Source organism: Marisediminicola sp. UYEF4 (assembly GCF_040546025.1).
Taxonomy (GTDB): domain Bacteria; phylum Actinomycetota; class Actinomycetes; order Actinomycetales; family Microbacteriaceae; genus Marisediminicola.
Genome location: NZ_JBEPNA010000005.1, coordinates 52,015 through 74,480 on the forward strand (window position 1 = coordinate 52,015; position 22,466 = coordinate 74,480).

General features: G+C 68.7%; 22 protein-coding genes. 13 read left to right on the forward strand and 9 right to left on the reverse strand.

The genetic code is table 11. The features are described from left to right. The first annotated feature begins 31 nt into the window (after positions 1-31). Complete coding sequence (locus ABIB15_RS07045) at positions 32-436, forward strand: hypothetical protein (RefSeq protein ID WP_354476375.1); 405 nt, start codon at positions 32-34, stop codon at positions 434-436. Positions 437-445: 9 nt separating this feature from the next. Here the strand turns inward: ABIB15_RS07045 and ABIB15_RS07050 are convergent, their stop codons facing one another. From ABIB15_RS07050 to ABIB15_RS07065, 4 genes are read right to left on the reverse strand one after another with little or no spacing between them, the layout of a single operon-like run. Continuing rightward, positions 446-1,396: an alpha/beta fold hydrolase gene (locus ABIB15_RS07050; RefSeq protein ID WP_354476377.1), complete on the reverse strand. Its 951-nt coding sequence runs from the start codon at positions 1,394-1,396 to the stop codon at positions 446-448. Beyond that, on the reverse strand, positions 1,389-2,450 hold the full coding sequence (locus tag ABIB15_RS07055; RefSeq protein ID WP_354476379.1) for an FUSC family protein: 1,062 nt from the start codon (positions 2,448-2,450) through the stop codon (positions 1,389-1,391). The genes ABIB15_RS07050 and ABIB15_RS07055 overlap by 8 nt, the downstream gene beginning before the upstream one ends. A 38-nt stretch (positions 2,451-2,488) precedes the next feature. Then, positions 2,489-3,784, reverse strand: coding sequence for an ABC transporter permease (locus ABIB15_RS07060; protein WP_354476381.1), 1,296 nt, complete (start codon positions 3,782-3,784; stop codon positions 2,489-2,491). Then, positions 3,781-4,518 (reverse strand): ABC transporter ATP-binding protein, encoded by a 738-nt coding sequence (locus tag ABIB15_RS07065; protein ID WP_354476383.1) that lies wholly within the window; start codon positions 4,516-4,518, stop codon positions 3,781-3,783. Before ABIB15_RS07065 ends, ABIB15_RS07060 begins: the two co-directional genes overlap by 4 nt. A gap of 114 nt (positions 4,519-4,632) precedes the next feature. Between ABIB15_RS07065 and ABIB15_RS07070 the strand changes: the two genes are divergently transcribed. Both ABIB15_RS07070 and ABIB15_RS07075 read left to right on the forward strand, forming a co-directional pair. After that, positions 4,633-5,394, forward strand: a complete 762-nt coding sequence (locus ABIB15_RS07070; RefSeq protein ID WP_354476386.1) for a dienelactone hydrolase family protein — start codon at positions 4,633-4,635, stop codon at positions 5,392-5,394. 254 nt (positions 5,395-5,648) lie between these two features. Next, the gene (locus tag ABIB15_RS07075) at positions 5,649-6,149 is read left to right on the forward strand and encodes a DUF427 domain-containing protein (protein WP_354476388.1); all 501 of its coding nucleotides are present in this window, start codon (positions 5,649-5,651) and stop codon (positions 6,147-6,149) included. A gap of 24 nt (positions 6,150-6,173) precedes the next feature. On the opposite strand, the gene ABIB15_RS07080 is transcribed toward ABIB15_RS07075, so the two are convergent. Then, positions 6,174-7,220 carry an App1 family protein phosphatidate phosphatase gene (locus tag ABIB15_RS07080; RefSeq protein ID WP_354476390.1) on the reverse strand — a complete coding sequence of 349 codons (1,047 nt, stop codon included), beginning with the start codon at positions 7,218-7,220 and terminating at the stop codon, positions 6,174-6,176. 168 nt (positions 7,221-7,388) lie between these two features. On the opposite strand from ABIB15_RS07080, the gene ABIB15_RS07085 reads away from it, so the two are divergent. From ABIB15_RS07085 to ABIB15_RS07105, 5 genes are all read left to right on the forward strand, one after another. Further along, positions 7,389-8,054, forward strand: coding sequence for a TetR/AcrR family transcriptional regulator (locus tag ABIB15_RS07085; protein ID WP_354476392.1), 666 nt, complete (start codon positions 7,389-7,391; stop codon positions 8,052-8,054). Positions 8,055-8,186: 132 nt separating this feature from the next. Further along, positions 8,187-9,035 (forward strand): ABC transporter ATP-binding protein, encoded by an 849-nt coding sequence (locus ABIB15_RS07090; RefSeq protein WP_354476394.1) that lies wholly within the window; start codon positions 8,187-8,189, stop codon positions 9,033-9,035. Next, entirely contained in the window at positions 9,032-9,733 is a 702-nt protein-coding gene (locus ABIB15_RS07095) for an ABC transporter permease (protein WP_354476396.1), read from the forward strand. Before ABIB15_RS07090 ends, ABIB15_RS07095 begins: the two co-directional genes overlap by 4 nt. Next, complete coding sequence (locus ABIB15_RS07100) at positions 9,730-10,446, forward strand: ABC transporter permease (RefSeq protein ID WP_354476398.1); 717 nt, start codon at positions 9,730-9,732, stop codon at positions 10,444-10,446. The genes ABIB15_RS07095 and ABIB15_RS07100 overlap by 4 nt, the downstream gene beginning before the upstream one ends. Positions 10,447-10,469: 23 nt before the next feature. Beyond that, positions 10,470-11,399 carry an ABC transporter substrate-binding protein gene (locus ABIB15_RS07105; RefSeq protein WP_354476400.1) on the forward strand — a complete coding sequence of 310 codons (930 nt, stop codon included), beginning with the start codon at positions 10,470-10,472 and terminating at the stop codon, positions 11,397-11,399. A 69-nt stretch (positions 11,400-11,468) separates the two neighbouring features. On the opposite strand, the gene ABIB15_RS07110 is transcribed toward ABIB15_RS07105, so the two are convergent. Both ABIB15_RS07110 and ABIB15_RS07115 read right to left on the reverse strand, forming a co-directional pair. After that, a complete protein-coding gene (locus ABIB15_RS07110) occupies positions 11,469-12,140 on the reverse strand; it encodes a DedA family protein (protein ID WP_354476402.1) in 672 nt (223 codons plus the stop codon). Next, positions 12,137-12,970, reverse strand: coding sequence for an aminotransferase class IV (locus ABIB15_RS07115; protein ID WP_354476404.1), 834 nt, complete (start codon positions 12,968-12,970; stop codon positions 12,137-12,139). The genes ABIB15_RS07110 and ABIB15_RS07115 overlap by 4 nt, the downstream gene beginning before the upstream one ends. A gap of 11 nt (positions 12,971-12,981) precedes the next feature. Between ABIB15_RS07115 and ABIB15_RS07120 the strand changes: the two genes are divergently transcribed. The 5 genes from ABIB15_RS07120 (at position 12,982) to holA (ending at position 21,207) form a co-directional block, all read left to right on the forward strand. Beyond that, positions 12,982-14,385: an anthranilate synthase component I family protein gene (locus tag ABIB15_RS07120; protein ID WP_354476406.1), complete on the forward strand. Its 1,404-nt coding sequence runs from the start codon at positions 12,982-12,984 to the stop codon at positions 14,383-14,385. A gap of 57 nt (positions 14,386-14,442) precedes the next feature. Next, positions 14,443-17,010 carry a leucine--tRNA ligase gene (leuS, locus tag ABIB15_RS07125; RefSeq protein WP_354476408.1) on the forward strand — a complete coding sequence of 856 codons (2,568 nt, stop codon included), beginning with the start codon at positions 14,443-14,445 and terminating at the stop codon, positions 17,008-17,010. A 98-nt stretch (positions 17,011-17,108) separates the two neighbouring features. Then, the gene (locus ABIB15_RS07130; protein WP_354476410.1) at positions 17,109-17,762 is read left to right on the forward strand and encodes a ComEA family DNA-binding protein; all 654 of its coding nucleotides are present in this window, start codon (positions 17,109-17,111) and stop codon (positions 17,760-17,762) included. Between the two features lie 6 nt (positions 17,763-17,768). After that, positions 17,769-20,108, forward strand: a complete 2,340-nt coding sequence (locus ABIB15_RS07135; RefSeq protein WP_354476412.1) for a ComEC/Rec2 family competence protein — start codon at positions 17,769-17,771, stop codon at positions 20,106-20,108. A gap of 61 nt (positions 20,109-20,169) precedes the next feature. After that, positions 20,170-21,207, forward strand: a complete 1,038-nt coding sequence (gene holA / locus ABIB15_RS07140) for a DNA polymerase III subunit delta (protein WP_354476414.1) — start codon at positions 20,170-20,172, stop codon at positions 21,205-21,207. A gap of 96 nt (positions 21,208-21,303) precedes the next feature. Here the strand turns inward: holA and rpsT are convergent, their stop codons facing one another. Together rpsT and ABIB15_RS07150 are read right to left on the reverse strand one after the other, a co-directional pair. After that, entirely contained in the window at positions 21,304-21,564 is a 261-nt protein-coding gene (rpsT, locus tag ABIB15_RS07145; protein WP_354476416.1) for a 30S ribosomal protein S20, read from the reverse strand. Positions 21,565-21,697: 133 nt separating this feature from the next. After that, the gene (locus ABIB15_RS07150; RefSeq protein WP_354476418.1) at positions 21,698-22,459 is read right to left on the reverse strand and encodes an alpha/beta fold hydrolase; all 762 of its coding nucleotides are present in this window, start codon (positions 22,457-22,459) and stop codon (positions 21,698-21,700) included. Positions 22,460-22,466 lie beyond the last annotated feature (7 nt).

Genomic DNA, 22,466 nt, shown 5'->3' on the forward strand with positions numbered 1-22,466 from the left:
TCTGGGCACCTGGCAGGTTCGTGCCACAAATATGCCGCAGTGGCTGTCGAGCGAGCGCGTCGCCCCCGTAATCGCCTTCGAGCTGATCTCGGATGCTCCGCTCGTGCTCAGTGATGACGTGTCGTGGAATTCGTCCGGTGGGCAGCGCGAGCACCGCCTCGGGGTCGACCGCTGGAACGGCAGCGGTTTCGTGCGCCGCGGGCTCGGCCGGAGGAGGCTGCGCCGACGCCACTGGAGCGTCGTGGGCTCCAGCGCCGACCGAGATATCCTCGTGCTGCGCCTGACCGGTTCCCGCTCCGTCCCGCACGGTCTCGATGTCTTTGTGCGGGACGGGATCGAGATCGGCGATGCGCGCTCTCTTGTCGCGCACTCGGCCACGGCACTGGGCCTCACGGCCGAAGACTTCGCGAGCCTCACCTGGCTCGACCGGCCCTGATCGTCGCGGTCAGAACTGCCCGGTGTAGCCGAGAGCGGTGAGCACCGCGTGCGGACGCTCAATGATTCCGAAGTGGCCGCAGTCCTCCAGCACAGTACGCCGGCTGGTCGGCACCACTCGCGCGAGTTCCTCGAAGTCGGCGCCGGTGACGAAAATGTCCCGGTCGCCCTTGAGCGCGATCACCGGGCAGGTGATGCGCCCCCACCAGTGGTGCGCGTCGTAGCCCGCCGTCGCGGTGGCGGCCCCCGTGAAGGACCGCGGATGCAGATCGAGCACGGTCGCGTCGGTGGCGGATCGGTGCACCCGGTACCCGTGCCGGAACAGCGGCGTGAACAGCAGCCGGGCAACCGGGGTCGCGCCGAGCCCGAGGACGATGCCACGGCCGGTGCGCCCCAGGATCGTGAGCAGCTGCAGGATGCGCCAGAGCATCACGAACGCGGGCAGCTCCCGGAAGTTCGCGAAGGGGTGATCGATACTGCGAATAACCGAGAATGTGGTGCCGGACACCATGCCGACCGAGAGCACCCGGTCGGGGTACGCGGCGGCCATGTGCATCGCGATGGAGCCGCCCAACGAGTGCCCGACGATGTCCCACTCGGTGAAACCGAGGCCCTCGACGGTATCTTTCACGAAGGCGCCGAACGAGTCGACGGTCAGGTCGTCCGCGCCGGGGAAGAGGGCGCCCTCGCCCCACCCGGGCAGGTCGAGCAGCACCGGGTTCTCGATCTGGATGCCGTCGGCCGCCGCGGCCTGCAGCAGGGGAGTGAACGTGGTCCACGCTCCCGCTGCGCCGTGCAGGAAGATCGTGGCCCGCACGGACGTCCGCACGGAACGGTGCCGGGCGACGGTGTGGCCGTGCTCGCCCTCCACCCGCGTCTCGATGAGCCCCAGTATCGCGGGATCGCTGATGACCCGGTACGGCGCGTAGGTGTGCACTGCGGATGCTGCGAGCTCAGGCATCCGGTCCGCCGATGATCTCTTCGCGCACTCGGCGAAGGTCTTCCAGCAGCGATCCGACGAGGATCCAATTGCGCGGGTTCGGGCTGGAGATCACGAGCGGGGCCGTCAGTGCGGGGACCTCCGCGGTGATCGGGGCGGGTTCGCTCGGTGCGCCCGCCTGCCTCGCGCCGCCGACGCTGCCGGCCATGAGGCGCACGTCGTGGGCCGCGCGGTCGAGCTCGAGCGCGATGCGGGAGACGGTCGCATCCTCGACGAGCGCCGGGTCGTAGTTGTCGCGAACCGCCCGGGTCATGCCGATAGTTCGTGTAACGAGGGTGGAGAGCCGGAGGAGGAGAGCTCGGTCCTGCTCGATCGTGATCGTGTGCCGCGAGCCGCGCGGGTTGAAGGTGAGGCTCTCCTCGGCGCGGTCCAGTTCACCCGCGGCCTTCGCCTGCAGCGGTCGCAGCTCCCGTGCCGCCGTCATCATCAGTTCGAGCTCGGACGAGTCGACGGGGGAGCGCAGGGCGGCCGACAGGCGTTGCAGCGACGAGGCGACGCTCGCCTCCAAACGTCCGACGGCGAGCCGCGCTGGCGCGACGAGCACGGGCGGAACGATCAGCGCGTTGATGACGAGGCCCGCGACGGCGCCGATGATCGTCTCGAGGATCCGTTCGATCGAGTACTCGGGGGTCTGCGCTCCGATCACGAGGACGAGCATGGCACTGATCGGGATCTGGTTGGACGAACCGGGCGTCAGTTTGAGTGCCCAGGCGACGAGCAGCGACACGACGATCACAGCGAGAACCACCCAGCTCGCGTTGCCGAATGCGAGGCCAGCGGAGTACGCGATCACGACCCCGAGGATCACGCCGATGCTTCGCTCGATTCCCTTCGCGAGTGACTGGTTGACGCTGGGCTGCACAACGAGGAGCGCCGCAATGGCGGCGAAGATCGGCAGGGGCTGCTGCAGGAGCAGGTTCGACAACAACCACGCCGAGACGGCGGCGACCGAGGTCTTGAGCACCTGGAGCAGCGGGCTGCGCGCCGAGGCGCGAAGCGAGGCAAGCTGGCGCATCCCCTCAGGCTAGTGCCGTGCGGCTGGGCGCCCGTGGCTCACTCGTAGCGGAGGGAGTCGATGGGGCTCTGCCGCGCCGCGCGAGACGCGGGCAGGGTGCTCGCGAGGAACGCGATCCCCATCACGAGCGCGAAGACGCTGGCGATGGATGCCGGTGCGAACGTGAGGATCTGCAGGCCGGCGAGCCCGGACAGGAAGCCCTCGGCAAGCACCGAGCTCACCACGGACCCGACCGCGATGGCGACGCCCGCGCCGATCGCGCTGCCGAGGAACCCGATGAATACGGCCTCCGTGCTGAACAGGGCGAAGATGCGTGCCCCGCTCATTCCCATCGCCTTCATCAGCCCGATCTCGCGCGTCCGCTCCTGGACGCTCATCAGCAGGGTGTTGATGATGCCGAAGCCGGCCGCGATGAGCGCGATCACGGCGAACGCGTTGAGCACGAGGATGATGCCGTCGACGACGCTCTGGAAGGTGCCGATCTGGTCGGCGACGGTGGTTCCGGCGAAGCCGGCATCCACGAGGCGGTCCTTGATCGCCTGGATATCCTCGTCGCTGGCGTCGGCGTCGAATCTCGCCGTCGCGCTGGCGTACTCGGTCGACGCCTGCTCGGGGAGCCCGGTGCGCTGGGCATCGAACAGCGCGGTCGTCAGCGCAGTGTTGGTGCTGGCCCCCGTGCCGACGAGGGTCGGATTCTGGATGCCGACCACGGTGGCGTCGATCAGGTGCTGCTCGCCGACGGCATCCGTCACGCCGATCTGCACGATCTCGTTCACCGACGCGTCGTCGCTCGCGAAGCCGAGCGTGTCGACGTAGCTCGTCGGGAGCACGATCTCGAACTCCGTGCTGGACTGGTCGAAGCCGCTCCCCGCGGCGAGGTCGAGGGTCACCCCGGCACTGAACGGGCTGATCGAGAGCTGGAACCGGCCGTTGTCCCGCCACTCGACGAAGTCCGGCCGGACGGACACGAGGGGCTGGGCATCCGTTATCCCCTCGACCGCACGGATCTCGTCGATGTCCGCGTCGGACAGGGCGAGCACGGTGGTGCCGGGCGGGCCGGCGTTCGTATCGATCTCGCTACCGGAATCGGGGTCATACGGGGCTGGGCCGTCGTCCGCGTCGCTCGCCAACGTAGGCTTGCTGACATTCATGACGTCGGGGGCGCCAATCGACGTGATTTGGGTATCGATGTACTCGTTGACACCCGTTCCGAGCGCGTTCGTTGTCGTGAGGGTGAACGCGCCGATGAAGATCGCCAGGACAGTGAGGGTGGTGCGGAGGCGGCTGCGGAAGCTGTTGCCGATTGCGGTCGTGACGATGTCGGTGGTCCTCATGCGAGTGCCGCCCCGTTCGGCGTCGTAACCGGGGAAGCCGGGGACCTCAGGTCGCCCTCGTCGACGAGGCGCCCGTCTTTGAGGTAGATGCGCCGGTCGGCGCGGGCGGCAAGGTCGTCGTCGTGCGTGACGATCACGAGCGTGATCCCGCGGTCGCGGTTGAGGGAGAAGAGCAGGTTCTCGATGACGGCGCCTGTGGCCGAGTCGAGGTTGCCGGTCGGTTCATCCGCGAAGATGATCCGCGCGTCGCCGACCAGGGCCCTCGCAATCACGACGCGCTGCTTCTGGCCGCCCGAGAGGTCCATCGCCTTCGCCCCCGCCTTGTCGGTCAGCTCGACGAGCGCGAGTGTCTCGAGCGCCTTCGCTTTGCGCTCCCGGGATCCGAGGCGGGCGATCTTGAGCGGCAGGATCACGTTCTCGAGCACGGTGGCGTGAGAGTTGAGGAAGAACTGCTGGAACACGAATCCGAAGGTGGCGTTGCGCAGCGTGTTGAGCGCGCGCCCCCTCAGCGTCTTCGCGTTCTGGCCCACGATCTCCAACTCGCCGCTCGACGGCGAGTCGAGCAGGGCGAGGATGTGCATGAGAGTGGACTTTCCCGATCCGCTCTTGCCGACGATCGCGACGGATTCGCCCTCGCGGATGTCGAGGTCGATTCCGCGAAGCGCGTCGAAACGTGCGTCGCCGGTTCCGTAGTGTTTGGACAGATTGCGCGCCGTGAGCACGGAGGATGACATGTCCCCATTTTTGCAGTGTCGGCTGTGCCCGGCATCCGCCCCGCGGTGTGACGCCGCTACTTCCTGCGGTGTGGGTGTGGCGGGGCTAGGCTCGGGCGCAACGAGGGGAGCACGATGGCGGAGCGTTTCGAGATCAAGGTCGACGACGTGCACATCGGCTCCGCGATCCCGGGCACGAGCGAGCACCTCGCCGGCGTGCTCGCGACGCCTGTCGGCCCCGGACCGTGGCCCGGCGTCGTCATGGTGCACGAGGCGTTCGGGATCAACGACATCCTGCGCCGACAGGCCTCGAGACTCGCCGCCGCCGGATTCCTCGTGCTGGCCCCCGACCTGTTCAGCGAGGGTGGGGCGCGCAAGTGCCTCGGCTCGACCTTGCGTTCGCTCCTGACCGGAAAGGGTCGTGCCTTCGCCGACATCGAGTCCGCACGGTCGGCTTTGCTCAAGCGCGCGGACTGCTCCGGGCGGGTCGGAGTGATCGGCTTCTGCATGGGCGGCGGATTCGCACTGCTGCTCGCCACCCACGGCTACGACGCCGCTTCGGTGAATTACGGCCGGCTGCCCCGCGACCTCGACTCCCTGGCGGGAGCCTGCCCGGTGATCGGCAGCTACGGGGGCAAGGACCTCTCGTTGAGAGGAGCGGCCGCCAAACTCGACGGCGCCCTCAGCAGGCTTGGAGTCCAGCATGACGTGAAGGAGTATTCGGATGCGGGCCACGCCTTCCTGAACGACGAGCCGAGTGGTCCCCCCGCGCTGCGCCCGGTGCTCCACCGGGTGCTGGGTGCCGGTCCCGACCCGGAGGCCAGCGCTGACGCGTGGGAGCGGATCGAGACGTTCTTCTCGGAGCACCTCAGGCCCGAGGGGCCGCGCCGAATTTAGCCGTGTCGCGGCCTCGCCAACCGCATTGTCGAACCGGTCTGGAACGCGGAGAAGATGAATTCGGTCGAGACCGTATTCGAGGAGCGGCTGGGGCTGGAAGGACCCGCCGGCCCGGACTACATGCAGCTGGACATCAACGTCAACGGTGCGGGGGACCCGTTCGCGCTCGATCGGGTCACGCTGCACACGGCGCTCGCTCGACGAATACCAGGAAGCCCCAGCCTAGGGCCAGACCGCCCCGGTATCGTGTGCCCATGCGACAGCGAGCAGAGCGGATCGAGCCGGGCCCCGGGCAAGAGTCAGTCTGGGACTACCCCCGGCCTCCGAGAGTTGAGCTAGTTACCGATCGCGTCACCGTGACACTCGGGGGCGTACTCATTGTCGATTCGGCCGCCGCGGTGCGTGTGCTCGAGACCAGCCACCCTCCCGTCTACTACGTTCCGCGGGCCGACATCGCGCAGGGTGCGATCACCCCGGCCGCCGGGGACTCCTGGTGCGAGTTCAAGGGGCGAGCGAAGTACCTTTCGGTGCACGGCGGCGCTGTCACCGCCGAGCGTGCTGGCTGGTTCTACCCGACCCCGACCAACGGATTCGCGGCACTTGCCGACATGGTCGCGATCTATCCGTCGGCGATGGACGAGTGCACAGTCGGAGGCGAGGTCGTCACCGCGCAGGAGGGCGATTTCTACGGCGGCTGGATCACAAGCAACCTCGTCGGCCCCTTCAAGGGCGCACCGGGAACCTTGGGCTGGTGACCGCCGCCGCGAGAGCGACGGGCGTTACAGGCGGCCGATTTCCTCGAGCTGCTCCGCGAGCCCGGCGCCGTCCGGCGCGTAGACCCAGGGGATGCCGCTGCCGTTCTCGTGCTCCTCGGCCTTGGATCGCCCACCGGCCAGGACGGCCTCGCTTGTCGACAGCTGACGAATCGCGACCGCGCTCGCGTTCGCGGGGTGCGACTCGTTGAACGCGCTGTAGAGCTCTTCGTCGTGCTGCCCGTCATCGCCGAACAGCAGCCAGCGCACATCCGGGAACTCTCGGGCGAGCCGCCCGAGGGTCTCTCGCTTATGATCCGTGCCGCTGCGGAACCAGCGGTCGTGGGTCGGCCCCCAGTCGGTGAGCAGGAGCGGTCCGGCGGGGTAGAGGTTGCGGGACAGGAAGCGGGTGAGTGTCGGCGCGACATTCCATGCCCCCGTCGACAGATAGACCACGGGTGAGCCGGGATGATCCCTCGTCAGACGCTCGTACAGCACAGCCATTCCGGGAACAGGACGCCGTGCGTGCTCGTCGAGCACGAAGGTGTTCCAGGCGGCAAGGAACGGGCGGGGGAGCGCGGTGACCATGACGGTGTCGTCGATGTCGGAGATGATCCCGAAGCGCACCGAGTCGTCGACGATGAATACCGGGGCGGTCACGATGTCGGAATCGTCCGTGCGGATTGTGATGTCATGCCAGCCCGGCGGCAGGTCGACGTCGACGCGGACGTCGACCACCCCGCCGCGGTCGGCGGTCACACGGTGCTCCACCCCGTCGATGACGATTGTCACGGCGACATCGTTGACCGGCACGCTCGTGAAGCTTCGCCAGCCGCGGATGCTCGTGTACCGGGCGTCTCCGTCCTCCGCCGGCTTTGCCAGAAGCACCCGACACAGAACCCGGACCCAACCGGGAGCGCCGTATCCGGTGTAGGGAATGACAATGGGCGTCAGCCCCCGCTTTCTCGCCCTTTTCTCCCGAAAGTTGTGAAAGGAGTCTTCGAGCCGGGCCGCAAAATGGATGAGCGGCTCGGCAGCGGACGCGGGGGTTACTGCCTTGGGGGTACGCACCATTGCAGAAGTCTTTCACGCGCGCCACCGCGCCGACGATTCGCGCCGCGCAAACCCGTCGACAAATCCCTCGAACCCGCCGATGTAAACGGGGTGCGGTCGCGAAGCGAGACAAGCTAGAATTCCAAATCAGTCGCCATTGTTGACTCGTATTGACGAAAGGGATCCCCCGTGTCCTCCTACTCCTCCGGCGAGAGCGCCACAACGGTTGCGACCGCAGTCCTTCGCAATGAGCCCGTCCAGGCCCGCAGCACCGCCCGACTGACCTCCCTCCTCGACGCGGCCGCCGCGGTCGTCGACGAGCTCGGATTCGAACGCCTCACAACGGCCATGATCGCCGAACGTGCAGGCTCGTCGATCGGCACCGTCTACCGGTACTTCCCCGATCGGATCGCCGTGCTCCACTCGCTCAGCGGACGATCGATGACCCGCTTCGCCGCTGAGGGGATCCCGGCGATCGAGTCGCCGGACCGCGCCAACTGGCTTGAGGCGGTCGACGCCGCGCTGCAGTACTGGGTCGACGCATTCCGGTCAGAGCCCGGCTTCCGCGCCCTCCGGTTCGGCGACGTGCTCGACCTTCAGCCGCGGGCCGGGGACCGCACCAACAATGGAATCATCGCCGCGGCGCTCGTCTCCGTGCTGTCGTCACGCCACGGCCTCAAGGGCAACGACGAACTGCAGTTCCGTGTCGAGGTGGCGCTCGATCTGTGCGACTCCCTGCTGGCGCGCGCGTTCGCGTTCGATCGCAACGGCGACTCGCAGTTCACCAACGAGGCGCTGTCGGTGGCCCGCGGCTACCTCATCGGCGCCTACGGCAACCCGGGCTCTGACGCGTAGTCGGGGTCGGCTGAAGGTCACAGCTCGCTGATAAAAGGCGTCTGCGTTTGGCACACGCCCGCGGGAAGTGTTTGAGTAGATGGTCCGGCACGTGTCGATTCGCACTAATCCGCGAGGAATGAGCCAAACCTGATGATCGAATTCCGTTCGGTAACCAAAAAATTTCCCGACGGGACGATCGCCGTCGACGACTTCACCCTCGTGCTTCCGTCGCGCAAGACCACCGTGCTCGTCGGATCCTCGGGATCCGGCAAGACGACGCTGCTCCGCATGATCAACCGCATGGTCGATCCGACCTCGGGAACGATCGAGATCGACGGCGAAGACACCTCGGGGCTCGAGCCGGTCGCGTTGCGGCGCCGGATCGGCTACGTGATGCAGAACTCCGGGCTCCTCCCGCACTTCACCGTGATCGAGAACGTTGCCACCGTGCCCATCCTCAATGGGGTGCCGCGTAAGAAGGCGTTCTCGGATGCGCTCGCGCTGCTCGACACCGTCGGCCTTGAGCGGTCGCTTGCCGACCGCTACCCGAGCCAGCTCTCCGGCGGGCAACAGCAGCGAGTCGGTGTGGCGCGCGGGCTCGCCGCCGACCCCAACATCCTGCTGATGGACGAGCCGTTCGGCGCCGTCGACCCGATCGTGCGTGACGAACTCCAGCAGGAGCTCATCCGGCTGCAGCGCGAACTCGACAAGACCGTGGTCTTCGTCACGCACGATATCGACGAAGCATTCCTGCTCGGCGATCAGGTCGTCATCCTCGAGCAGGGAGGGCGCATCGCCCAGATCGGGTCGCCGTCCGAGATCATGGCCGACCCGGCGAGTGACTTCGTCTCAAGCTTCATCGGCGCCGATCGGGGCAAGCGCGCCCTCAGCATCCGGCACACCGAGCGCGGTGCCGTACTGGTCGACGGGTTCGGTCGCGCCGCCGGCGTACTCGTGGAGGGTGCCCTGGTCAAACCAGAGGAGCCGACGAGAACGTGAACTGGGTCCTGAACAACCTCCCCCTCATCGGTGAGCGGACCTTGGACCACTTGGCGATCGCCGTCCCCGCGATCATCCTGAGCTTTGTCCTCTCCGTGCCGATCGGCTGGGTCGCCAACCGGTACAGCGCGGGCAAGGGCGTGCTGCTCTGGCTCTCCGGATCGCTCCTCGCGGTGTCCGGGCTGCTCTACGCGATTCCCTCCCTCCCGTTGTTCCTCGCCCTTCCGGCGGTCATCGGCACGGGCCTGCGTGACCCCATCAACGTCGTGATCGGGCTGACCCTCTACGGCATCGCGCTCATGGTGCGGGCGACCGCCGACGCCCTCGCCTCCGTCGACCCGAACGTCGAGCAGTCGGCGACCGCGATGGGCTTCTCCGGCTGGTCGAGGTTCTGGAAGGTGGAGCTGCCGCTCGCCGGGCCCGTGCTGCTCGCCGGCATCCGCGTCGTCTCGGTCAGCACCGTGAGCCTCACCACCGTGGGTGCGGTGCTGGGCATCAAGAGCCTCGGGCTGCTGTTCACCGACGGCCTGCAGCGCAACATTCCGGGCGAGATCTACACCGGCATCGTGCTGACCATCCTGATCGCCGTCGTGCTCGACGCCATCCTCGTTCTCTGCGGCCGACTCGTGATGCCCTGGCGGCACGCCGCCGCCGCGCCGAAGTCGCAGGCGCCGACCGAACTGGTGGTGACCGCGTGAACCTCATCCTCGACGCGATCGCCTGGATTCTCGACCCCGCCCACTACGGCGGGCCCAACGGCATCGGGGCGCGGCTGTTCGAGCACCTCTGGATCAGCGTGCTCTCGCTCCTCATCGCCGGCACAATCGCCATTCCCGCCGGATTCTTCATCGGGCACACGGGCAAAGGCAAGGCCGCAGCGGTACTCGTCTCCGGCGGGGTGCGCGCGCTGCCCACCCTCGGCCTCATCTCGATCCTCGGCCTGTCGATCGGGATCGGCGTGCAGGCGCCGATCATCGCCTTCGTCGTTCTCGCGATCCCCTCGATGCTCGCGGGCGCGTACGCCGGATTCGAGGCGATCGACCGCCGCATCGTCGATTCCGCACGCTCGGTCGGTATGACCGAGTGGCAGATCGTCCGTCGGGTCGAGGTGCCGCTCGGGCTCCCGCTGCTCATCGGCGGCATCCGCTCTGCGACCCTCCAGGTCATCGCCACCGCGACCCTCGCCGCGTACATCAGCGGCGGCGGCCTCGGAAGCTTCATCTTCCTCGGGCTGCGCACGAACGACTACACGCAGATGCTCGCAGGCTCCATTCTCGTGATCGCGCTCGCGATCGCCTTCGAGGGCGCGTTCAGCGCCCTTCAACGACTTGTTGTCCCCGCCGGCGTGCGGGCAGGACAGCGCACGAATGTCCGCTCCGGATCACACCGATCCGTGGCGGCAGCGGAATAACCGCATCAGAGAGGAATCACGAAATGTTCACAGCAGCAAAGGGCCGGCTCGCGTGGAGCGCAGTCGCGGTGGGGGCTGTCGTCGCCCTCGCAGGGTGTGCGTCGGGGGATCCCCTCGACGAGGGAGCGAGTACCGATGAGGAGGGCGCCGCGGCACCGCTGGTCGTCAGCTCGCAGGCGTATTACTCCAACGAGATCATCGCTGAGATCTACTCGCAGGCGCTCGAGGCGGGCGGCTACGAGGTGGATCGCCAGTTCCAGATCGGCCAGCGCGAGGTGTACCTCCCCGAGCTCGAGGCGGGCAACATCGACGTCTTCCCCGAATACATCGGGAGCCTGCTGCAGGCTCTCGACTCCGAGGCAGCCGGTGGCACCGCGGACGCAGTGTACGCCGACCTGCAGGAGGCTTTGCCCGAGGGGCTCACCGCTCTCGAGCCCGCGGATGCCTCGGACCAGAACTCGTGGACCGTCACGCAGGACTTCGCCGACAAGTACGAGCTCACCGACGTGGCGTCGCTGATGAACGTGACCGAGCCGATCACCGTCGGCGGCAACTCCGAGCTCGCGACGAGGCCCTACGGCCCCGAGGCGCTCGAGTCGAAGTACGGGGTGCCGATCGCCGAGGTCAAGTCGATCGAAGACAGCGGCGGACCTCTCACGGTGAAGGCGCTCGTCGACAACGACATCCAGCTCGCCAACATCTACACGGCCGACCCGAACATCAAGGCCAACAACCTTGTGGCCCTCGACGACCCGGACGGCATCTTCTTCCCGGACAACGTCGTGTCCATCGTGTCGGACAAGGTCGACGCGGGTGCGCAGGAGATCCTCGACGAGGTCAACGCGGCCCTCAGCGCCGACGACCTCGTGGGCCTCAACTCGGAGAGCGTCAACGACCAGAAGTCGGCTGACGTGATCGCCGAGGCATGGCTGACAGAGAAGGGCCTCATCTAGAGGACTGGCAGTGCGAAGGGGGCGGATGCTGCGGCATCCGCCCCCTTCTCTCGTCCCTGTGCGCCAGCGTCAGTCCTCCAGCTGGGGCGGGCCGCCGTCGCCGGGATGGACCATGTGCCGGGCCTCGTTGCGCTCGAGGATCTTCTTGGCGGCGACGATGAGGAGGAGAAACCCCGCGATGATTCCGACAAAGATGTACGCCGCTCCGTGCAGGCTGTCCGACAGCTCGCGGTAGGTGCCCGCGGCGGCCGATCCGACCGACACGTACGCGAAGGCCCAGATAACGCAGGCGGGCACCGTCCAGGCCATGAATTTGCGGTAGCTCATCGCGCTCATCCCGACCGTCAGGGGGATCAGGGAGTGCAGCACTGGCAGGAACCGGGAGATGAAGACGGCGGGCCCGCCGCGCCGATCGAGGTAGTTCTCGGCGCGCACCCAGTTGCGTTCACCGACGCGCTGCCCGAGCCGGCTGCGGCGAATCTTCGGGCCGAACCAGCGGCCGAGGGTGAACCCGATGCTCTCCCCGGCGAGCGCCCCGACGATCACGGCGAGGATGAGCCCGAAGTACTCGACCGCTCCCGACACGGCGGTGCTCGAGACGATCACGATCGAGTCGCCGGGCACGACCACGCCGACGAGCACCGAGGTCTCGAGCAACATGCCCAGGGCGGCGAGCAGGGTGCGGGTCAGCGGGTCGACGCTCTCCACGAGGTCGAGTATCGAGTTGAGAGCGTCGTTCACCTCTCGACCGTATCGAGTGGGCGTGACAGTTTGCCGAGTCGAGCGCGCCAGGCGCGAAGCCGGCCCGGCTGTTCCGCGGCTTGGGGACCGTCGATCCACCGCGTGACGATGCGGATGCCGTGGAGCGAGCTCAGCGCCCAGATCTCGAGCCCGTCGAGGTCGGCCGGAGTGGCCGGTTCGTTCAGCACCTCGATCCCGAGAGCGGCGGCGACGGTGAGCACGGTCCTCGCGGTGACGCTGTCGACTCGGTCGAGATTGTCCGGAGGTGCGCAGAGCGTGTCTCCGCGCCACCAGAGCAGGGCCGAGTACGCGCCCTCGACAATGAATCCCTCGGCTGACAGGATCGCGACCTCGCCGGCGCCGAGGTGGGTCACGTGTGACCTGACAGCGGCGAGAGAGGCGAGGTCGGGACCCTTGACCCTGGGGCGGGTGCGGGGATCGTCGCCCCGGTGGCTGATGATGATGACCGATTCCGAGCGGGCAGGGACGCTGCGCAGCCGCAGCACGAGCACGGGGGCGCCGCTGTCGCGCTGGAGTTCGATGCGGGGGAACCAGTCGCCTGTCCGTGGAATCACATCGATCACCGCGGCCCAGAACGCGTCGAAGCCGAGCCTGTCGAGGTCGGCGGTGTTTCGCTCGCCGAGCTCGTCGCGCAGCGACCCGGCGAACCGGGCGCGATGCAGGTCGAGAGCGAGGGCCGTTCCGTCGTGAACCAGCCACGAATCGGCGACCTCGATTGTGGCGTCGGCGAAAGCGTCGTTGTCGACGGCAACGAGCGCACCGTCGTGCCACAGGTAGCTCACGGGAGTGGGCGACGCGGCAGAACTCATAGGGTTAGGTTATGCGCCAGCGGATCCTCCGACATCCCGTCGCCGGATGGTCCGATCCGGGCATCGCGTTCGCTGCCCTGCACGGCGAGGCCCCGAACGCGTTTTGGCTTGACGGGGGAGCCCATGCCGCGTCGGGCATGAGTTACATCGGCGCAGGGAACCAGGTGGCGACCGGCTCGGTGCCGCACAACACCGTCACCCTCGCGCCCGGCGGGCACGTGTTCGATGGCACGATCTTCGATTTCCTCCGTGGTCAGCCCGTTCTGACCGATGAGGCCGTCCGCGCCCCGCTCGGGTGGGTCGGCTGGCTCGGCTACGAGCTGCGCACGCATACGATGCCGGGGCATGAAAGTGCCACCGCCGACATCCGCCCCCGCGTGTCCCGCTACCCGGATGCCGCCCTCCTGCGGATCGACAGGCTCGTCGCCTTCGATCACGCCGCCGGCTCCGTGCACCTCATCGCGCTCGGCGACGCGTGGAGCGGCGAGCTCGCACGCTGGCGCGACAGCACCGTCGCGTCCCTCGCCGGGCTGTCGGTACTCTCGAACCCCGGCCGTGCCGACACGTCCGACCCGCTCACCCCCGTAGCTGCCACAGCGGTGCGCTGGCGAGACAGCGACGAGGAGTACCTCGCGAAGATCGCGGCATGCCAGCTGGCGATCATCGAGGGCGAGGCCTACCAGCTGTGCCTCACAACCGAGGTCGCCGTGGACGTGCGCCCCGACCCACTCGCGACCTGGCTCGAGCTGCGGCGGGCGAGCCCGTCCCACCACGGTGGATTCCTGCGCATCGGCGACGTGAGCCTGCTGAGCTCCTCACCGGAGCAGTTCCTGAGCCTCGACAGCGCCGGTGTGCTCGAGTCGAGGCCGATCAAGGGTACGAGGCCGCGCGGTGCAAACCGGGCGGACGACGACCGCCTGCGCTCGGAGCTCGCCGCAAGCGAGAAGGAACGCGCCGAGAACCTCATGATCGTCGACCTCATGCGCAATGACCTTGGACGCGTCTGCGAGGTCGGGTCGGTGGGCGTGCCGTCGCTGCTCCAGGTCGAGAGCTACGCCCAGGTGCACCAACTGGTCAGCACCGTGCGCGGCCGACTTGCCGCCGATCGCGGCGCGATCGACGCGATCGAGGCGTGCTTCCCTGCCGGGTCGATGACGGGTGCCCCCAAGCTGCGGGCGACCGAGCTCCTCGACACACTCGAGGCCCGCCCGCGCGGGCTCTACTCCGGCGCCTTCGGCTACGTCGGGTTCGACGGCGGCCTCGACCTCGCGATGGTCATCCGCAGCATCGTGCTGGATGCCGACGGCGCCACGATCGGCACCGGCGGCGGCATCACCGCCCTCAGTGTGCCCGCCGAGGAACTCGCGGAGATGAAGCTCAAGGCGGCCGCGCTGCTGAGGGTCCTCGGGGTTTAGTACCCTGATCACGGGCGCGACGTTGCCCGAAAACCCCCTGCACCGATTGAGAGCCCAATGGCACACGACAACGACCGCGCACGCAACGGCTACGACATCGACGCCATCCAGGCCAAGTGGCTCCCGCGCTGGGAGGAGGCCAAGCCGTTCGGCACGGGCAACGCAGACGACAAGCGCCCGCGCAAGTACGTGCTCGACATGTTCCCGTACCCCTCGGGAGACCTGCACATGGGGCACGCCGAGGCCTACGCGCTCGGTGACGTGATCGCCAGGTATTGGCGGCAGCAGGGCTTCAACGTGCTGCACCCGATTGGCTGGGATTCCTTCGGGCTGCCCGCCGAGAACGCCGCAATCAAGCGCGGCGTGGACCCGCGTGACTGGACCTACCGCAACATCGAGCAGCAGAAAGCGACGATGAAGCGCTACGCCGCATCGTTCGACTGGGACCGGGTTCTCCACACCAGCGACCCGGATTACTACAAGTGGAACCAGTGGCTGTTCCTGAAGATGTACGAGAAGGGCCTCGCCTACCGCAAGGACAGCTGGGTCAACTGGGACCCGGTGGACCAGACGGTGCTGGCCAACGAGCAGGTGCTGGCCGACGGCACGTCGGAGCGCAGTGGCGCGCTCGTCGTGAAGAAGAAGCTCACGCAGTGGTACTTCAAGATCACCGACTACGCCGACCGTCTGCTCGATGACCTCAATCAGCTCGAGGGAACTTGGCCGAGCAAGGTGCTCGCGATGCAGCGCAACTGGATCGGCCGTTCGATCGGAGCGGATGTCGACTTCGTCATCGAGGGCCGCGAGGCGCCCGTGAGCGTGTTCACGACGCGCCCGGACACCCTGTACGGCGCGACCTTCATGGTCGTGGCGCCGGACTCCGAACTCGCCGCCGAGCTCGTGGGCGACTCCTCGCCCGAGGTGAAGGCCGCGTTCGCCGAGTACGCCGCCCAGGTGCAGATGATCAGCGAGATCGACCGGCAGGACGCCACCAGGCCGAAGACCGGCGTGTTTCTCGACCGGTTCGCCGTCAACCCGGCGAACGGCGAACGCCTGCCGATCTGGGCGGCCGACTACGTGCTCGCCGACTACGGGCACGGCGCCGTGATGGCCGTCCCCGCCCACGACCAGCGCGACCTCGATTTCGCCCGCGCATTCGGACTCCCCGTTCGGGTCGTCGTCGACACCAATGCGCCGGTCACCGGCGCGATCCCGATCATCCACATGGACGAGCACGGTAGTTACGAACTGCCCGACGACCTCCCGCCGCTGGACCCGGCCATCACCGGCGTCGCCCTGACCGGCGAGGGGCGGATGCTCAACTCCGGCCCGCTGGACGGGCTGAGCAAGTCAAACGCCATCCGCCGCATCATCGAGCAGCTCACGGGGGCCGGCACCGGCCGCGCGGCGAAGAACTACCGGCTTCGCGACTGGCTGATCAGCAGGCAGCGGTACTGGGGCACCCCGATCCCGATCATCCACGGCGCCGACGGCGAGCTCATCCCCGTGCCGGAGGAGCAGCTGCCGATCCTGCTGCCGCCGACCGAGGGGCTCGACCTCAAGCCGAAGGGGACCTCGCCGCTCGGCGCCGCCACCGACTGGGTCAACGTCACCAATCCGGTCACCGGTGAGCCCGCCCGCCGCGACCCCGACACGATGGACACCTTCGTCGACAGCTCCTGGTACTTCCTGCGGTTCCTGAACCCGCACGACGAGACGCAGGCGTTCGACCCGCGGGAAGCCGACAAGTGGGCCCCCGTCGACCAGTACGTCGGTGGTGTGACCCACGCGATCCTGCACCTGCTCTACGCGCGCTTCATTACGAAGGTGCTCTTCGATATGGGCTATGTCAGCTTCACCGAGCCGTTCAGCGCCCTGCTCAACCAGGGCATGGTGCTCATGGAGGGCTCGGCGATGAGCAAGAGCAAGGGCAACATCGTGGCGTTGAGCGAGCAGCTCGACGAGCATGGCGTCGACGCGGTGCGCCTGACGATGGCGTTCGCCGGACCGCCCGAAGACGACATCGACTGGGCGGACGTGTCTCCCCATGCCTCGGCGAAGTTCCTGGCCCGCGCCTGGCGGCTCTCGGACGACGTCACGAGCGCGCCCGAGGTCGATTGGAAGTCCGGCGATGTGGCGCTGCGCCGCGTCACCCACCGCTTCCTAGCAGAGGCCCCCGGGCTCATCGAGGCGTTCAAGTTCAATGTTGTGGTGGCGCGGTTGATGGAGCTCGTCAACGCGACGCGCAAGGCGATCGACGGCAGACCGGGCACGGCGGATGCGGCGGTGCGGGAGGCGACCGAAACCGTGGCCCTCGGCCTCAGCCTGTTCGCCCCGTACACCGCCGAGGACATGTGGGAGAAGCTCGGCTATCCGCCCTCCGTCGCGCACTACGGTTGGCGCAAGGCCAACCCGGTGCTGCTCGTCGAGGAGTCGGTGACCGCGGTGGTGCAGGTCAACGGCAAGGTGCGCGACAAGTTCGAGGTCAGTCCCAAGATCGCGAATGACGAGCTCGAGAAGCTCGCCCGCGCATCCGCCGCGGTGACGAGGACGATCGGCGACAGCGAGATCGTCAACGTCATCGTGCGAGCCCCGAGGTTGGTGAACTTCGCCACGAAGGGCTGACCCGCGTCCACTCCTCCCCACCGGCGGCCGGCGTCGCCTCGGGATCGTCCCGTGGCATCCGTCCCCGACCGGCTGACGGGGCGCCGTAGCCTTCACGGGTGACCCCGACGCTCCGTGCCCCACCCGTACCTCCGCGCGTGCGGATGACGCTCGGAGCGGTCGTCGTGCTTCTCCTCGTCGCACTCGTCGTCGCGGTGCTCGTCGCGGCGCTCGGCCCCCGCGGGTCCACGGTCACCATTGCTCCAGACCCCGCTCCCGTCGCCGAGGGCCTGCCGGGGGCCGAGCCATCCGGCGCTGGCGGAGCGATCTTCGTTCACCTGCTCGGGGCGGTCCAGCGGCCTGGGCTGTACCAGTTACGCGAGGGGGACCGGGGGATCGACGCCGTCGCGGCCGCCGGCGGCTTCGCCGGGACCGCAGACCAGTCCCAGCTCAACCTCGCCCGGCCGCTGAGTGATGGGGAGCAGATCTACGTTCCCGCTATCGGCGAGACGCCGTCGCCGGGCGCCGGCACCGTCGGCGCCGGCGTCGGGGGTGGAGGCGTAGGCGGCGGGGCGGTGGCAGGCAAGGTCAACCTCAACACCGCCGACCTCGCGGCGCTCGACACGCTCCCCGGAGTCGGGCCGGCCACCGCGAAGGCGATTGTCGACTGGCGGGATGCGAATGGGCGGTTCACCGCAGTGGAGGACCTGCTCGGCGTGACCGGCATCGGAGAGAAGACGCTCGCCGAGCTCCGGGACCTCGTGACGGTGTGATTCGCGATGACCGAAGACACGCACCCTCCCGGTCTCGTCGTCGGTGCCGACCTGCGACTCGCCGTGCCGGCGGCCGTCGCCTGGGTTGCCGTTGCCGTCGCGATCGGCGCCCCGTCGGCATCGGCCCCGATGGCGGCAGCCGGCTGGGTACTCGCGGGCGTCCTGATCGCCGTCGGCCGCACCACCCGCCGGCCCGCCGCCGCGATCGCGGCACTCGCGTTCGGACTTGCCGCCCTGGGGGTGAGCTCGGCCGCAGCCTCGGCCCCTCACCGGCAGCCGGCCGTGCTGATCGAGGCCGCGGAGGCCGGACGCTTCATCTCGGCGGAGGCCACGACCACCGAGACCGTGCTCCCCGGCAGCGAGTCGTTCACCGTCGACCTCGCCCTCGTCGGCATTGGCCCCGAGACTGTCGGCATCTCAGCGCCCGCGCGTGTGTTCGGGCCAGCCCCGCACGGCGAGGTCGGCATCGGCACCCGCATCCGGGTGACGGGCGCCCTCGCGGCGACACCGCCGCAGGACCGGGTGGCGTTCCTCGTCTTCGCGAGCGGCCCGCCACTGACGGTCGCGGCGTCGCCACCGGGCCTGGACTGGGCGAACTCCCTGCGGGCGTCGTTCCGGGATGCGGCGGCGGAGCTGCCCGGCGACGGGGGCGCACTGCTGCCCGGGCTCTCGATCGGCGACACGAGCGCGGTCGGTGAGGAGCTAGACCTGGCGATGAAGGCGAGCGCACTGAGCCACCTCACCGCGGTGTCCGGCGCCAACTGCGTCGTCGTCATCGGCATCGTGATGCTCGCCGGGGCGGCCGCCGGGGTGCCGAGGGCCTGGCGGATTGGCGCCTCGATCGCCGTGCTCGGCGCATTCGTCGTGCTCGTCACGCCGGAACCGAGCGTGCTGCGGGCCGGCACAATGGCGCTCATCGTGCTCGTCTCGCTCGGTGGGGGCCGGCCGGTGCGCGGGCTGCCGGTGCTCGCACTCGCCGTGATCGGGCTGCTCGTCGCGGACCCGTGGCTTGCCCGCAGCTACGGCTTCGCCCTGTCGGTGCTCGCCACCGCCGGCCTTCTCCTTCTGGCGGGCCCGCTGACCGGCGCACTCGGCCGATGGATCCCGGTGCCGATCGCCGCGGTCATCGCGATCCCGTTCGCCGCCCAGCTCGCCTGCCAGAGCGTGCTGATCCTGCTCGACCCGTCGATCCCGAGCTACGGGGTGCTCGCCAATGCGCTCGCTGGCCCCGCGGCTCCGGCCGGTACGGTGCTCGGCCTTCTCGCCTGCCTGCTGCTGCCGGTGGCTCCCGGCCTCGGTGGGGTCGTCTCCCAGCTCGCCTGGGTGCCCTCGGCCTGGATCGCGGCCGTCGCCCAGTTCTTCAGCGGCCTGCCCGGGAGCCGGCTGCCCTGGCTCGACGGAGCGTTCGGCGCGGTGCTGCTCGCGATGCTGTCGGTTCTCGTCGTCGTTGCACTCGGCGACCGTGCCGACCACGCGGGCCGGCGGCGCGCGGCGGCGTCCGTCATCGCGATCGTCGTCGTCGGGTCGCTCGGTGCGAGCACCGGCGCGGCTGTTCGCACCTGGCTCACGCGCCCCCAGGACTGGCAGTACGCCCAGTGCGACGTCGGGCAGGGAGACGCCGTTCTCGTGCGCAGCACGGCCGGGACCGCGCTGATCGATGCCGGGCCAGATCCCGGACTGATCGAGAAGTGCCTCGGCACGCTCGGCATCGACCGCGTCGACCTGCTCGTGCTCACCCACTTCGACATCGACCACGTTGGCGGAGCCAGCGCGCTCGTCGGGCGGGCCGACCGAGTGCTCATCGGGCCGAGCGACGGGCCGGATGCCGACGAACTGGCGGGGACGCTCCGTGCCGGGGGAGCGAGGGTCGAGGAGGTGAGCGCGGGCGCGACGGGCACGCTGGGTGAACTCCGATGGAGCGTGTTGTGGCCCCGGTCGCCGCTGCGCGGCATCGAACCGGGCAACGCCGCGAGCATCGCGATCGCCTTCGAGGGCGTCGCGGCCGGCGACCAGGGGTGCGGATGCCTCAGCTCACTGTTTCTCGGCGATCTCGACGATCAGGCTCAGGCGCTCCTCATCGCCACGGGCCGCGTTCGGCCGGTCGATATCGTCAAGGTCGCCCATCACGGTTCCTCCGACCAGGACGGGCGGCTCTACGCGAGGCTGCGGGCCACCGTCGGCCTCATCGGGGTCGGGGCGGAGAACGCCTACGGGCAACCGACACGCGAAGCACTCGACGCCCTCGCGGCGGCCGGCACCGTGCCGGCACGGAGCGACCTGAGCGGGCTCGTGTTGGTGTCGCCCGTCGGCAAAGGTGGCGCTCGGCAGTGGAGCGAGCGCCGCTGAGCGTGCGGGGCGCCACGTCGTAGGCCCGAGCTAGGCTTGACCCACAAGGAAACGAGGGTTCGTGGCAGGCAGGACAACGGCGAAGCCAGCGAAGAAGACGGCGGTCGCTATCCCGCAGCTCGCCTGGAACCAGGTGCGACCCGCCCCAGTGGTGCTCGTCTCCGGAACCGAGGGGTATCTGGCCGACCGCGCGATCCGGGCCCTCCGCGATCTTCTGGCGGCCGAAGACCCGAGCCTCGAGATCAGCGACCTTGAGGCCGACGGCTACGCCCCGGGTGAGCTCATCACCCTCGCCAGCCCCTCCCTGTTCGCCGAGCCGCGGTTTATCCGCGCCGTGAACGTGGAGAAATGCACCGACGCGTTCATGGACGAAGTGCTCGCGTACCTCGCCTCTCCCGCCGACGATACCTATCTCGTGTTGCGGCACGCCGGGGGAGTGCGTGGGAAGAGGATGCTTGACGCCCTCCGCGGTGGCCTGGGTGGGGGCATCGAAATCGTGTGCGCCGAGCTGAAGAAAGACACCGACAAGTTCGACTTCGCTGCCGCTGAGTTCGCCGCGGCCGGGCGCCGGGTGAGTTCCGGCGCGCTGCGTGCGCTCGTCTCGGCGTTCTCGGCGGACCTCGCCGAACTCGCCTCGGCCTGCCGGCAGCTCCTCGCCGACGCGAGCGCCGAGATCACCGAGGCCACGGTCGAGAAGTACTACTCCGGTCACGTCGAAACAAACGCGTTCAAGGTCGCCGACAGTGCGATCGCGGGCCGTTACGGCGAGTCCCTCATCTTGCTGCGACACGCGCTCGCCTCGGGCGCCGACCCCGTGCCGATCGTCGCGGCGTTCGCGATGAAACTGCGCACGATGGCGAGGGTGTCGGGTGGACGCGGCGGCAGCGGCCAGATCGCCGCGAAGTTCGGCCTGGCCCCCTGGCAGGTGGAGCGCGCCCAGCGAGACCTCCAGGGCTGGGACGACGAGGGCCTTGGCCGCTGCATCACCATGCTCGCCGAGACGGATGCCGCGGTGAAGGGTGGCGGGCGCGACCCGGTCTACTCCCTCGAGCGTATGATCACCCTCATCAGCGCGCGGGGGCGGATGCCGGGTAGCTGATGCCCGCCTGCCGTGAGCTGCGCCGGACATTGCACCGCGCCGATCGAAAAAAGGCCCCACCGGCATTCGCGGTGGGGCCTCTCCGTGAGCGCGGCTCTAGAGCGCTGCGACCTGCTTGGCGATGGCCGACTTTTTGTTGGCGGCCTGGTTCTGGTGGATGACGCCCTTGCTGGCGGCCTTGTCGAGCTTCTTCGACGCGAGGAGCAGGGCGGTGGTGGCCTTGTCCTTGTCGCCCGCAGCAATCGCGGTGCGGGTCGCGCGAACGGCGGTGCGCAGCTCGCTCTTGACGGCGCGGTTGCGGTCGGTCGCCTTCTGGTTGGTGAGGATGCGCTTGATCTGCGACTTGATATTTGCCACGTTTATAACCTTCTGTGTCTGTGTGTTCGAACAGTTCCGGGCAGCCGGTCCAGTCCGTTCGGACTGGGTTCAGGCCGCGATTCGCGCGAATGTTCGGCACTCCGAAGCCTCGCGCGCAAGCCAACAGGCAACATTACCAGTCCTCGCCGGCATCCGGCAATCGAGAAGAACTCGGCGTGGCGCTGACCGCGGAGTAGCCGTCGAGCAGTGCCGCCGTGAACTGGGCCGGGTGGGTCGCGCTGACCATGTGCGTCGCCCGCGGAACGGTGACGAGGTGGCCGCGGCGCGCGGCAGAGAGGAACCTCCCGGCCTGCAGGCCGACATGGTCGAACTGCCCGTTGACGAACAGCACCGGCTCGGCGACCGTGCCGAGGCTCGCGAGCGGCCGGAGCCGCAGAAGTGCGCGCAGCACGTCGTCCATGACCTCGAGGGCCACTCCGCCGGCGATGATGTCGCCTGCGCCGGGCGAGGGCACGAACACTCGCACGGCGAAGTCGTTGAGAGCGCGGCCTCGATCGGGGAACGCGTGGATGACCTTCGCGATGACCCGCCAGGTGTTCATCACCAGGGAGCGGGGCACCGTGCCGCAGCCCGCCGCGAGCAGCCCGGTGACCCGGCCCGGATGCTGCGCGGCCCACTCGATGGCGAGATACCCGCCAAGAGAGAACCCCACGAGATAGGGCGGCCGTCCGGTTGTCACGGTCGCCTCGGTCACGGCCTCGTCGATGACCGTGATGGCCGCTTCGAGGGTGAACCGCTCGCCGAGGCGGCTGCCGTGCCCGGGCAGGTCGACCGCCAGCACCGGGAGCCCCCTTGCCGTGAGGTCCTCGACCTGCTGCCTCCACATCGTCGCGGATGTGCGCAGCCCGTGCACGAGGATGACGGCGGATGGCATGAAGCCG